Origin of the sequence: Aliivibrio sp. S10_S31, from assembly GCF_014694495.1 — a bacterium.
GTDB classification, from domain to species: domain Bacteria; phylum Pseudomonadota; class Gammaproteobacteria; order Enterobacterales; family Vibrionaceae; genus Aliivibrio; species Aliivibrio fischeri.
In genome coordinates, this window is the sequence record NZ_JAAUWR010000022.1 from 12,918 (window position 1) to 26,374 (window position 13,457).

Annotated in this window: 9 protein-coding genes and 3 tRNA genes; 4 read left to right on the forward strand and 8 right to left on the reverse strand. The window is 33.8% G+C overall.

Annotated elements, in window-relative coordinates:
• Positions 1-14: 14 nt before the first annotated feature.
• A complete protein-coding gene (locus HC728_RS16650) occupies positions 15-2,660 on the reverse strand; it encodes a beta-N-acetylhexosaminidase (RefSeq protein ID WP_190395774.1) in 2,646 nt (881 codons plus the stop codon).
• 517 nt (positions 2,661-3,177) lie between these two features.
• On the opposite strand from HC728_RS16650, the gene HC728_RS16655 reads away from it, so the two are divergent.
• The gene (locus HC728_RS16655; protein WP_017019587.1) at positions 3,178-3,657 is read left to right on the forward strand and encodes a DUF1097 domain-containing protein; all 480 of its coding nucleotides are present in this window, start codon (positions 3,178-3,180) and stop codon (positions 3,655-3,657) included.
• A gap of 149 nt (positions 3,658-3,806) precedes the next feature.
• Here HC728_RS16655 and HC728_RS16660 read toward each other — a convergent pair.
• From HC728_RS16660 to HC728_RS16675, 4 genes are all read right to left on the reverse strand, one after another.
• Positions 3,807-3,882: transfer RNA gene (locus tag HC728_RS16660), tRNA-Asn, on the reverse strand.
• Positions 3,883-3,910: 28 nt separating this feature from the next.
• Positions 3,911-3,986: transfer RNA gene (locus HC728_RS16665), tRNA-Thr, on the reverse strand.
• 47 nt (positions 3,987-4,033) lie between these two features.
• Positions 4,034-4,124: transfer RNA gene (locus HC728_RS16670), tRNA-Ser, on the reverse strand.
• Between the two features lie 158 nt (positions 4,125-4,282).
• Complete coding sequence (locus tag HC728_RS16675) at positions 4,283-5,182, reverse strand: diguanylate cyclase (RefSeq protein WP_017019000.1); 900 nt, start codon at positions 5,180-5,182, stop codon at positions 4,283-4,285.
• Between the two features lie 166 nt (positions 5,183-5,348).
• On the opposite strand from HC728_RS16675, the gene HC728_RS16680 reads away from it, so the two are divergent.
• Positions 5,349-5,678: an Hpt domain-containing protein gene (locus HC728_RS16680; protein WP_017018999.1), complete on the forward strand. Its 330-nt coding sequence runs from the start codon at positions 5,349-5,351 to the stop codon at positions 5,676-5,678.
• Positions 5,679-5,747: 69 nt separating this feature from the next.
• Here the strand turns inward: HC728_RS16680 and HC728_RS16685 are convergent, their stop codons facing one another.
• On the reverse strand, positions 5,748-7,328 hold the full coding sequence (locus HC728_RS16685; RefSeq protein WP_190395775.1) for a bifunctional diguanylate cyclase/phosphodiesterase: 1,581 nt from the start codon (positions 7,326-7,328) through the stop codon (positions 5,748-5,750).
• A 44-nt stretch (positions 7,329-7,372) separates the two neighbouring features.
• Positions 7,373-8,257 (reverse strand): RNA polymerase sigma factor RpoD/SigA, encoded by an 885-nt coding sequence (locus HC728_RS16690; protein ID WP_155661927.1) that lies wholly within the window; start codon positions 8,255-8,257, stop codon positions 7,373-7,375.
• 412 nt (positions 8,258-8,669) lie between these two features.
• Here HC728_RS16690 and HC728_RS16695 point away from each other — a divergent pair, with 412 nt between their 5' ends.
• Positions 8,670-11,264 carry an ATP-binding protein gene (locus tag HC728_RS16695; protein WP_190395776.1) on the forward strand — a complete coding sequence of 865 codons (2,595 nt, stop codon included), beginning with the start codon at positions 8,670-8,672 and terminating at the stop codon, positions 11,262-11,264.
• A gap of 9 nt (positions 11,265-11,273) precedes the next feature.
• A complete protein-coding gene (locus HC728_RS16700; RefSeq protein ID WP_190395777.1) occupies positions 11,274-12,992 on the forward strand; it encodes a response regulator in 1,719 nt (572 codons plus the stop codon).
• A 70-nt stretch (positions 12,993-13,062) separates the two neighbouring features.
• On the opposite strand, the gene HC728_RS16705 is transcribed toward HC728_RS16700, so the two are convergent.
• Positions 13,063-13,398, reverse strand: a complete 336-nt coding sequence (locus HC728_RS16705; protein WP_370539794.1) for an Hpt domain-containing protein — start codon at positions 13,396-13,398, stop codon at positions 13,063-13,065.
• Between the last annotated feature and the right edge of the window lie 59 nt (positions 13,399-13,457).

The following is a 13,457-nucleotide window of genomic DNA, read 5'->3' on the forward strand; positions in this document are numbered from 1 at the left end:
GTGTCTAACGTAAATTATTTAACGCTAGTTACTCGGCTAACACGCTCGCCAGTAAATGATGCTGAACGAATTTGAACGTCACCCGTTACTTTTGGTTTATTTGCATTATCGTATTCAGCCCACGTTTTACCGCCATCTACAGAGTATTGTAGCGTTACACCTGGGAATGAAATGTTCATGCTTAGCTCACCGTTCACAACTTCTGCACCTGGGATAGGTAGACGGTAATCAATACCCGCTCTTTCAAGTTTAGCTAACTCACGTTGACCCATTGTGTTTGCAAACTTAGTCCAATCAGCTAATTGTGCTTTCTTATCTACTAGGTTTGTTTGTAGAGAGTACTTAACACCCGCTTTGTATTCATTTTCCCAAGATGCTTCATGCCATGCACGCTCAGCCGCGGCGATAACACGTGGGAACACCATGTATTCATATTGCTCATCAGTACGTACGGTTTCAGACCAAAGTTGAGCAGATAGACCATAGAAAGGTTTCTTAGGTGATACTGTACCCGCACTTTCAAAGCCATTACCGTCACGATCTACAGATGTTTCCGCATTTTGAGGTAGGTTTTCTGGTGCAAAACCAAACATCTTACGAGTATCTGTTGCACGAGTTGCCCAGTAGTAACCACGCTCTTTTGCATCGACTTCGTATGGGAAATCCATGTAAACGTAATCTGGGTTAGAGATAACTACATCGTAACCTTTTTCAGCCCATTCGTAAGCTGAAGCACCGCCGCCCCAGTACAATGTATCCCAGAAGTTTGCACGTACTGATTCAGTTGCGAATGCATTTGCATCTTCAGAGTGTTTTAAACCATCTTGCCATGCTTGGAAGTGTGGAATGCCTTGCTTAGCAACGATCTTAGATACTTGCTCTGCGAAGTGACTTGGTAAATGTTCGAAATCAGCAACTTCACCGGTTGCAATCAGAGACTGACATTGTGGCGATTTAGCAAATGGGAAATCTTGTTTAGATAGATCTAAATCCCCTTTCCATGCAATTTTCTCTTCATCGTTAATGTCTTGGAAGCCAGCGTGAAGTTTGATGTTTTTCGCTTCATCACCACCGAAGTGCCATGTTGATAGAGGAACACCCGCCGCTTTGTGCATTGCTGCAACCTCTGTGATTACTTTATCTACGAACGTTGCAGATGAATCTAAACATGGGTTAATGAAGCTTTGTTTGTTGTAGAACTGAACCGTAGTTACGTTTGATTCATCTTTTGGATCCATCAGACGGTATTGGTTCGCTTCTTCCATCTTACCTTCAGCAGCAAGACGAGCATAACGTGCTTCCATTGACATAACTGCTGCACGTGAGTGAGCTGGCATATCGATTTCTGGAATCACTTCAATGTTACGGTTCTTAGCGTAAGTTAAGATTTCTAGGTAATCTTCTGTTGTGAAGTAACCAGAACCAAAGTTATCTGAATCAGCACCAGAACCTAATTGAGGTAGTAGACAAGAAGTTTCTGTCTCATCAAAACAACGATTACCACCAATATCCGTTAGCTCAGGAAGACCAGGGATCTCTAAACGCCAACCTTCATCATCAGTTAAGTGAAGGTGTAGTTTGTTTAGCTTGTATGCCGCCATTTGGTCAACCGTCGCAAGAATCGCTTCTTTTGAGTGGAAGTTACGAGCGACATCAACCATTACACCACGGTATTCAAAGCGTGGAGCATCTTCTACGTTTAACGTTGGGATTTCTGAGTTATCTAAACTTACTAGAGCAAGTAAAGATTGTACGCCGTAGAATGCACCTGCTTGGTCAAACGCGACAACCGTTGCTTTGCCTTCAGTCACATCTAATTTGTATGCACCAGATACGCCATCTTTAAATTGTTTCTTATCAACAGAAACTGACACTGGATATTCACCCGATGTTTCAAGACCAAGCAGTTCTGCACGTTGATTTAACGCAGCAAGTTGGTCAGCATCAATACCGTTTGCAGTAATAGAGATGCCTTTAGCTAAATCTACCGTTTTGTTCGTTAGTGTTGTTTTTAATGGTGTTGGAATAATGTGAGAAGCCACGTTTTCTTCAACTACATCTGCGTTTTTCTCAAAACGAGTGTTTGCCGTTGCAACAACGTTATTATCAGCAAGAGTACGTTTTAATTGAACACCGATGATTTCATCTACGTATTCGCCAGTATCTTCTGTATCTAAAGAGATGATATTACGAGCTTCTGCACCTGGAGCTGTTACAAATGCACCTGGCATAAAGTCAGTTTCGAATAACTGCCAGTATTCAGCTACCAGTGGAAGAACTACTTCTTCGCCAGCAGCAAAACCATCAAACTTATCTGTTGGTTCAAGTTTGTGTAAATCACCCGTTACGCGAGTAATTTTAAATTGGTCATTTTCAACATCTAAAATTAAACGGATGCTGTGGAAATAAATAGTCCAATCTTTTGAATCAATAGCTTCACCAGTGTTAGTTAGCGTCATGTTTACTTTGTTACATGATGCCCATTCAGCTTGAAGCTCTTTACATGCAAGACCGTCATCAGCACCTTGGTTTGTAATAACTGTGTAGTTAATATCTAGGTTTTCAGCTAGTTGATTAACAGCAGACTGCTCAGATGATGTTGATGAACAGCCTGCAAGGCCAGCTAGTATTAGGGTTGATAAAAGCGTTTTCTTAAACATGATATACAATTCCATTATGAGTAATTTAATTTCTAATCTGGAATTACAATACGAAACTTTTTTGACTTTACAAATTAAGTAAATCCGCAATTTTGCTCTAAATCACACTTATTTTTATATTTTGCGGTATAAATTATTTTAATGCGATTCACGTCAACTTATAACGGAATGCAATTCCATTTAAATATTAAAAATATAACTATCATTATGTGAAGCAAAGCACATTTACTATTAAGTTAGTAATTATCAATACAAATTTTTACGACAAACGCTGCATATAATTGGTGTTAATAGACTTAATTCACTTTGAAATAAAGTTTTACAACTATATGAAACTTTATTCCAAAATAACTCAATATATTCATAAATTAATTTAAAACCCGCAGTAATCGATTGCTATCTCAATTTAAAAGAAAACAGATGTAAGCATAACCATTTTAAGAGATTTACATCACTAAAATAATTTCAAGAAATCACTATTATTACTAATTAGCAAACAGACAACACAGGCAAAGTTATGAGCACATTGATTGCAATCGCAATTACCACAGGTATTCTTTCAGGAGTTTGGGGCTGGGTAGCCATAAGCTTAGGTTTATTAAGTTGGGCCGGATTTTTAGGATGTACTACCTACTTCGCCTCCCCTATTGATGGCATTAAAGGTATAGGATTAAGTATTGCGACAAATTTAAGCGGTGTTTTTTGGGCTATGGTGATCATAAAATTATCATCCATGATGAGCTTAGAGATCCTTGGTTATATCATTACTGCCATTGTTGCTTTCTTTATGTGTGCTCAAGCTAAAAAATCATGGCTAAGCTTTATTCCTGGTACCTTTATTGGTTCTTGCGCTACTTTTGCTTCCAATGGGAATTGGCAGCTTGTCATTCCATCATTAATTTTAGGTGTTATATTTGCTTACGCGATGAAAACATCGGGCTTATGGTTAAAAGAAAAACTAGAAACAAACAAATTAACTGAAGCCAGTAAAAATTAGTCACTTTAGTACTATTGATTAGATACAAAAAAGCCTCTTACATATGCGAGCAGTAAGAGGCTTTTTTATTTGTTCTTTATACCAATGTAATAAATGGCTTAAATGCAAAAACGCCGCTTGATATAACTATCAAGCGGCGTTTTCAAATGTGGCTCCCTTTGCTGGACTTGAACCAGCGACATACGGATTAACAGTCCGCCGTTCTACCGACTGAACTAAAAGGGAACAGATTGTATCTCATAGAGAGAAAAGATGGTGCCGACTACCGGAGTCGAACTGGTGACCTACTGATTACAAGTCAGTTGCTCTACCTACTGAGCTAAGTCGGCACACTTTATCTTTTTACTATCAAGCTATAAGCTCGACAGTGTAATAGTGGCGGAGGGATAGGGATTTGAACCCTAGAAGGGCTATTAACCCTTGCCGGTTTTCAAGACCGGTGCTTTCGACCACTCAGCCATCCCTCCGCGGGACCATCTGAAGCAACTGCCTCATCAAGTGATGTCGCGCATTATAGAGAAAATGAGATCGGGCGCAAGTGTTTTTTGAAAAAAAATGTTTGTTTGATTAAAAAAAAGCCAAACTGATGTAATTTACGCAAAATTGAATGAATTATATCCATTTATCAATTACTTATTAACGATACACAGTTACGCCCCTGTTTTTTTGCTTTATATAACTGCTGATCGGCGGTTTCTAATAAAAATTGTTCCGATTTAATAGATTCCGCATTAATCAAAGCAGCGCCAACACTGATACTTACTCTACCATACGATGAAAATTCATGCGTAATGTTTAAATCATAAATACATTGACGTAATAACTCCGCAGTCTGTCTTAACTGTTCAAGATCGGTATCAAATTGAATTAAAGTAAACTCTTCACCACCGTACCGGTAAACTCTGTCCGTTTTCCTTTGTAAGGTTCTCATTAAAGCTTTCGCGACTCTAATAAGCACCTCATCCCCAGCTGAATGCCCATAGTTATCATTAAAAAGTTTAAAATGATCAATATCAAATATAATTAATCCCAGATTACCCTTTAAGCGTTGGCTTTCAGCCCATCGATTTTCTAAATCAAAATCGAACATACGACGATTAAGTAAATTCGTTAACCCATCTAAGGATGCATGTTTCTCTAATAAATCTGATTTGAGTTTAAGCGCAAGTTGGTTACGAATACGTTTTTGTAAAATAACAGCGTGAAATGGTTTAGTTACAAAATCAACAGCACCAAGATCTAAGGCACGAATTTCATCTTCCGTAGATTGATTCACAGTAATAACAATGATTGGGATATCTTTTGTTTCTTCATTATTCTTAAGTCTTTCAATTACCTCAAAACCGTCCATGATAGGCATATGGATATCCAATAACACCAAATCGATACGCTCTTGGTGAATAACATCAAGAGCTTCCTGTCCATTTGTAACTGAAATACATGTGAATGCCTTTAATAACCGCTGCAGTACAAGACGGCTCACAGGTTCATCTTCTGCAATTAAAATTTTTTGGTCAGTTAACATACATCACCAACTTCCATAGTAAGAACCTCTGCTTTATTGATACCATAATTTTCATAGAAAGAATGTGATTCATAAAAAGAAATCTTAACCTATTGTTTATAAATGATATGTTTTTTATTATTTATCTTCTATAGTTAAAATATATAAAATCAATAGGTGAGTAATAGTGATTAATATTAGCATATTAGAAGAAATGTTTGATGGGGATAAAGAGATCCTCCGCCAATTGTTCGAACTCTATCTAGAAGAACATTCAGCACTTTCACATACAATAGAAGACCAATATAAAAATAATAAATTACCTGAATTATTTCGTACTTTTCATACCCTTTTTGGGGCATTAAGTAATTTATGTGAAGAAGATATTTTACCTTTAGTTAAAACAATTGAAGCAAGTTGCAAAAATCATGAAACGCCGTCTCAGCACTCTATAGATTCAGTAATAGCTGAACTAGCGAAAATAAGGCAGCAAATGATAGATTATTTAAATGATTAGCATCAATTCTCCCATACCAATTAACGATATGGGAGAAGAGTCGTACATGACTTGTACTGAGCAGTCATACTAAGCGATAGCTGACATTTTTTCTCTTTCAATTAACTTTAATGACCAATTTATAATACTGTCAATATCCTGAGGCTTACTAATGTAATAACCTTGGACATAATCACAACCTAATTCTTGCAATTCAGCAAATAAATGTTCATCTTCTACCCCTTCAGCGACCACATTACAGCCTAAACTATGTGCAAGATAAATCGTCGATGCCACTATTGCATAATCACTATTACCAACAGCCATATTCCTAATAAATGATTGGTCAATTTTAATTTGATTAAATGCCAATATTCTTAACAGAGATAAAGAAGAGTACCCTGTACCAAAATCATCAATACTGATGTAAAAACCCAACTCTGATAATTTAGATAACATCAAATAGGCCGCATCTACATCAGACATTAAGGCACTTTCCGTAACTTCTAAAATCATACTCGATGGTTCAAGATGCTTATTTGCTACCATATCAAATAACTGGTTATACAAATCATCATCATATAGATCCAATGTAGAGATATTGATATGAACCTGAAAGTTTAAATTATCATTTTTTAATCGAATAATATCTGAAGCTACTTGACTCACAACCCACTGAGTAATGCCTTTGATATAATTGTTTTTTTCAGCAATTGAAATGAATTTATCTGGAGGGATCATACTGCCATCTTTTTGTGGCCAACGAATCAATGCTTCATAACCATGTAGAGTTTTATCTATACTATTCACAATAGGTTGATAATAAAGCTCAAACTCTTTATTCGGAATAGCATGAACTAGTTTGCTCAAAATATCGACTTCATCATTAATAGATTGCGCATAATTTTCTGAATAAAAATCAATAACTAAACCCAATTTTTTTGCTTTATAACAAGCGATATCTGCTCGTTTAAGTATTTCATCTGCGTTATCAATATCATTGGAGTAGATTACATTACCTATAATAGGTTGCAGTATGAAATTTTTGCCTTTCATTTTAATAGGTTGAATAAGTCGCTCATATACCTCTAAAGCAATACTGTAGATTTTGTCCTTATTCGTTAAATTTCCAATAATTATAATTTCATTGTTATCGTAAAAGATAGAAACATTTCTATCATTACGATGTTTCTTAACCAATAGGGAAGCATAAGATAAAATGCTATTAAATGTTTTATCTGAAGAATATTCAATTAATGTTCTGTAATTTTGTATTTTAATCTTTGTTAAGTTAAACAATTCACCATTATTTATTTTTTCTTCAATAAGAGTTTTATAAATTTCTACTTTATTGGTTATAACTTCTGTTTCATCATTAATAGATACCGTTTTCACTATCTTGTTTGTTATCAATATAAAAATGAATGCTAATTGAGTAAAAAAAGTAACACTAATTAACATTGAGATATCTACATAGTCTCTTAGCCCTTTTTCTAAAAGAATATTTTCAATATATACAAACCCAACAAAGTATATAAACAAAAGTATATAAACTAATATTCTCTTCGAAAGCTCATTATTCTTAACAAGATCATAGATTCCTTTAGATAACAAAACCAAAGAAACAACATTAGCAAACAACAATAATTTTAAAATAACGCCATCATCCATATAAATACAACCTCAAAATCCATGACATTAAATATGAAACAAAATCAACCTAGTGCTATTTCTAAATCCAATTTGTTTTTCTTAAAAATAGTATTCAATTTAATGAGTGTTTCAGATTGTATTTGTCGAACTCTTTCTTTTGATAAATCCAAATCTTTACCTAAATCTTCTAATGTCTTAACCTTACATCCAAACAAACCATATCGATTGATGATGATCTCCTTCTCTCTATAATTTAAAGAATCAATCCAAGATGACAAATTCATTTCTAAGTTATCTTGAGATAAAGAGTTATCAGGTTCTAATGCTTTATTATTTGATGAAAGTTCAAAAAAATTAGGGGATAATTCATCACTACATGCTGAGTGACAAGTCAGTTGGTTAGGTATCAAGCTTATAATCTTACTTACTTTAATTTGTTCCTCTTCACAATAAGTAGAGATGTCTCTAATTGATGGTTCACGTTTTAATGATTTAGATAATTCACGAGCAGCTCTAAGATAAGTATTTAGTTCTTTCGTTATATGGACAGGGAGACGAACGGTTCTAGAATGATTAAATAATGCACTTTCAATGGATTCTCTGATCCACCAAACAGCATAAGTTGAAAAACGATATCCTAATTCCGGGTTAAATTTATCAATGGCTTTGATTAAACCCAAATTCCCTTCTTCAATAATATCTAAAATTGCCAAATCCGTTTGATTTCTTTTTCGATACTTATTCGCAACTTTAACAACAAGCCTCAGATTTGACTCAATTAATGTATTCCTTGCTGACAGATCCCCTTTTTTATACAGTCGGCTATAAACCAACTCCTCTTCTGCAGTAAGTAACTGATAGCGATTTATTTCCTTTAAATATAAAGAATATGAATCTTTTAAACCCTGCTCTTCACAGGCTCTCATATCTAACTTTGCATAAGCCATAACATATCCTTGTACCTAGCTGTTTTATATTTATTGTTATCAACTGTTTTTTCAGTTGTAAATAAACTATGGTACAAACACTAACAAGCAGCAATACCGTAAATTAATTTTCATAAAAAAAAATAAAGATTTGTAGGCAAGGTCACAAGTAATTCAACTATAGTCTCAAATATAAGGTGACAATATATTGACACGTAACTACTTACAATATAAACAATAAAAATATACTGTAGATAACAACATTTAAATAACATATTTATCAATATGAATTCTGATATATTCAATCTTAGTCCAATATCAAATAAACTATTAATTAATGTTTAAAAACAAAAGATAATTACTTGTTCTTACTTTTTCATCCTATGCTTTACTTATAGGTTGGCACTTATGCCTTTATGAACAAGGATTGTTTATGTCACTACTAGATCATTTTTCTATCAAATCAAGAGTTTTGGTCATTACTTTTGTCCCTTTAATTCTTATCTCTCTCTTTTTTAGTAAGGAAACATATGATCATGTTAAAAGTAATAATAACCTACACAACATCAGCGCTAACCTTAAATTAAGTCAATTGTTATTTTCATACATAAACACCATGCACATGGTACGAATGAGCTTTCTTTCAGAAGCAAGCACATCATCAGAAAGTTTGGACTCTGACATTTTGATAAATCGCATGCTATTAAAGACTATAAATATCGAATCAGCTAAGTTACATAAAGAAATAAGCAAATTAGATAGTACAGTAGAACGAGAAAACAATACATTAGATACAATAGTTCATAAAAATGAATCACAGATCAATAGCCTCAATAATGTGTATAGACTTTTAATAAATACTATTTCCACCTCTAGATTTGAGTCCATCAGCCAAAAGCTAACTTTGCTAAATCAACTAGAACTAATACACTATTGGGCTCTAAATGAAAATTGGTACACTCAACTATATTCTCGTTTTCCATCTCAACAATTTGAAAAACAAATAGACCGTTTTTATTACCAACAATACCTATATATTACTGATTTAATTCAAATAGAAGAGTTAAACTCAGATTTTAAAACATTAAAAGCAGCGTTTGATGCAAAACAATCATCTCAAGCTAATACCAATAATTACCTTTCCCAAATCGAAGTAAATAGGAATACAGTATTCTCTGAGTTAGAACAACAAGTTACAAATAAAATAAAAAGCTACCAGCTTGCTATTGCAGGCTACAGCATCTTACTCATTTCCTTATTTATACTCATAATAGGTATTGGTTTATCGTTATCATCACGAATTCGTTCATACTTAAAAATGGTGTCTTTATCAATGAATAATATTGAGAAAAACCATGATTACAGTATACAACTATCCGAAAATGGAAAAGATGAACTCACTGTTTTTTCTAACGAAATGAACATTCTCATTGCCAAACGACACCAAAATGAGAAAAAACTAATCAACGAAAAAGAAGAGGCTGAAAATGCCAATAAAGCGAAAACAACTTTTTTAGCCAATATGTCACACGAGATAAGAACGCCACTCAATGGTATTATTGGTATGTCTGGCGTTCTCGCAGAGACTAAACTAACCCCTATTCAACTTGATTATCTCAATACAATAGAAACCTCATCACAAACCTTGCTTGTTTTGATTAACGATATTCTTGATTTATCAAAGATCGAAGCTGGAAATTTTGCCATTTATTCTCAGCCAAGTAATGTACGTGAAGTGATCTTTGATACGCTTTCAATCGACATTGCTAAGGCAACAGAAAAAAATCTAGACCTACATATTCACATATCACCTGACGTTCCAAACTTCTTAACTCTTGATGAGCATAGGATTAAACAGGTGTTGATGAACTTAACATCGAATGCAATGAAGTTTACACATAGAGGCTTCATATCTATATCTGTAAGTTTTTCACACCGTGTTGATAACGAAGGGTATTTAACTATTGCAGTCAAAGATTCAGGCATAGGTATAAATACTAGTGCAAAAGAAAATATACTTAACCCATTTATACAAGGCGATAGTTCCATTACTCGTCGCTTTGGAGGCACAGGGTTAGGATTAACAATAACCAACCAATTAATTGAATTAATGGGAGGGGTTCTTGATATTGAATCAGAGCAAGAAAAAGGAAGCCGTTTTTCCTTCCGTATAAAAACCAATATTGTTAATAAGAAACTCCCAATCCCAGAAAAACTGGAGAAATTAACAATAATATTAGTTGATGACAATTCTGGTTTATCACGCCCATTAACGGAAGAACTACATCGTTACCGTATCAACAATATCATAGTTAAAAAAGAAACAGATAAAATCACTATTTTTGATAGTAGCAAAGCCATTATCTTATATTGTGTAACCAGCTGTTTAGAAGATAATTGCCGAGAAAAACTAATCAGCATTCATAACAAAAATTTGAACACGCCTTTAATCCTCGTTCAAAAACATAAAAGTCGTATTACTACCCTTGATTCCATCATTGATGGATTAGTCACGTTCCCTATTTTAGGACATCGTTTTATCAAAACCTTGGAGAATTCATTAAGTATTCATCAAGAAAATCAAATATCTATTAATGATGTAATGCATTCACCACCATTACACTTAAAAGCACAAAATGAACAAATTAGTGTAAACAAGGAACATATACTCATTGTTGAAGATAATTTGGTAAACCAAAAAGTTGCATCATTATTTCTTGGTAATTCAGGATACACTTTTGATATTGCGAACAATGGACAAGAAGCGGTAGAAAAGTTCACCGATAGTGAAGCATACAATATCATTTTGATGGATTGTATGATGCCAGTAAAAGATGGATTTACAGCAACTAAAGAGATCCGAAAAGTAGAAAAAAATCAAAAGCGCAAAAAAATACCAATCATAGCGTTAACTGCCAGCATTCTGGATCAAGATATATCAAAATGCTATGAATCAGGAATGGATGACTTTATTGCAAAACCATTTAAAAAAGAAATTTTATTAGAAAAAATCATGACGATAAAATAAGGACGATGCATGACTTCGGTTTTTAATCCAACATCAAATAATTTTAAGCAGTCAAACTTTGATATTCTCATTGTCGATGATTGTCAAATATCGTCCATGTATTTATTTCAGTTGATTAAACAGCTTGGTTTTACACAGATAGATAAAGCGTATTCATACCAAGACGCTATAAAGTGCTGTGCAAAAAAAAGATACGCATTACTTTTCATCGACTTCCATCTTGAACAAGCCATTAATGGCTCTGAATTACATGATTTACTAAAAGAAAAAGGGTTTATATCTCCTTACGCAAGAGTCATAACTGTATCAGGCGACAACACAACACAAACAGTCCTTGGCACTCTCTCAAAAGGTCGAGGGGATTATTTATGTAAGCCAATAAGTAAAGCGACACTCAAAAATAAAGTACAAAATGCTTTTTCAGAGTACAAGTTATTTAAAAAACTCTACACACTTTTAGAACAGCATAAATATGAAGAATTGATATCTAAAACGATATCAATCGCATCTCATAAAAACATTGTTGAACTTGACATGTTTCTTATCGATTTTTTATTTAAGCACGATAAGGAACTATTATTAAAACTGACTCAAACTCCCTCATTTAATAGCAGGAAAAATTACGTTCTTGCTCGTCTAAAAGTTCAAAATGACATTAAATCCGCTACTTCTGATAATCTAATACAGACAACAGTGCAACTGTGTGAAAAATACCCACTATTCGTTCAAGCTTTTGATTTTTTAAGTTTATTACAAATGAATGCTCAACATTATGAGGAGTCATTAAACACAGCATTAGATGCACTGACCCTAACAGCAAGAGATCCACATCGTTCATTATTAGTGCTAAAGCTGTCTTTAATATGTAATGACAAGTGTGAATTTCTGAAAGCAAGTCATCTACTAGCAAATCATTTACCAATTGCCTCTCCTAGCTGGTGTTCGTACCTCTCTGAATGTTTAAGTTACTTTGATAGCTACATCCAACAAACGACATCAGAAGTAGACAAAAAACAACTGATTTTGGAACAAAAAAATTTCGTTCGTCGTTGCGAATATCGTTTAACAGACAAACAGAAAGTGCAGTTAAATATTTTATACAATTATTCAATCAGTAAGCGTTTAATTGAAGAAGGGCATATATCAAAAGCAAAAAGACTGATCTTAAAAGCAACCTCTTCTTTTTATGATAATCTGCACCAACTCAATACGATTGTATTGATCGAACTAGTGTACTTACTGTCTTTTTTGGGTGAACTTTGGCTTATAGCTAAGGTCAATGCAGTATTAAAAACAAAAACAAATTTAGATAATTATTGCCGAGATTGTCTTAACGTATTAAAGAATGATGCAGAGTTAATTCAATCTATAACCCAATTATCCGTTACAATAGAAAAACTTTCAGGCCCTGAAGTTGAACAACCAACATTTGAACAACTCTTGAACGAATTGCAACGCCATCCCTATTCTTCTGAATTGTGTATTAACTTTTTAGAAAAAATTATTAAATTAAGCCAAGATCTTCCTAATAACTTAAACAAAACAATAGATTTAATTAACGAAATGCCGCTTTCATTAGAGCTAAATCTACGTCGTGATACGATATTAAAACAGTTACATGCTCATATTGATATTGATAATGAATTACCATCGCACGTATCTAACCCACCTTCGGCTTTGAACATCCCGTTATTTGTTGTAGACAAAAAACTAAAACAATTAACATAAAAAAAGCCACGTAGTACTACGTGGCTTCTAAGTTGCTCGTATAAATAATTTTTTCACTGAAGTGTAGTGGTCAACCCAAATTGGTCAAATGACTCTCCATTTGCTCTTTTATATTATTTAATCCTTCGACAATTGTATTTATTGTATCTTTATTTGGTCTACTTTCTGTTTTCGCTGCAGCTTCAACCTCTTGTATCGCCGATAAAATATCCATCTCACATAAACTCCCTAAAGCACCAGAAAGCGAATGTACGGTATGGAATAATCCTGATAAGTCATTTACTTTATATTGTTCGAGTATTATGCTCCCCATTTCCGCATTATCGACAAGATATAATTCAAAAACTTGTTGAGTTATTTCTTTATCGCCATCGAACATTTCTTCTAACATTTCTATATTAATCACTTCTACTAACCTATTAACTCAACACATATAAGCACTATAAAACAACGAAAACAAATGAT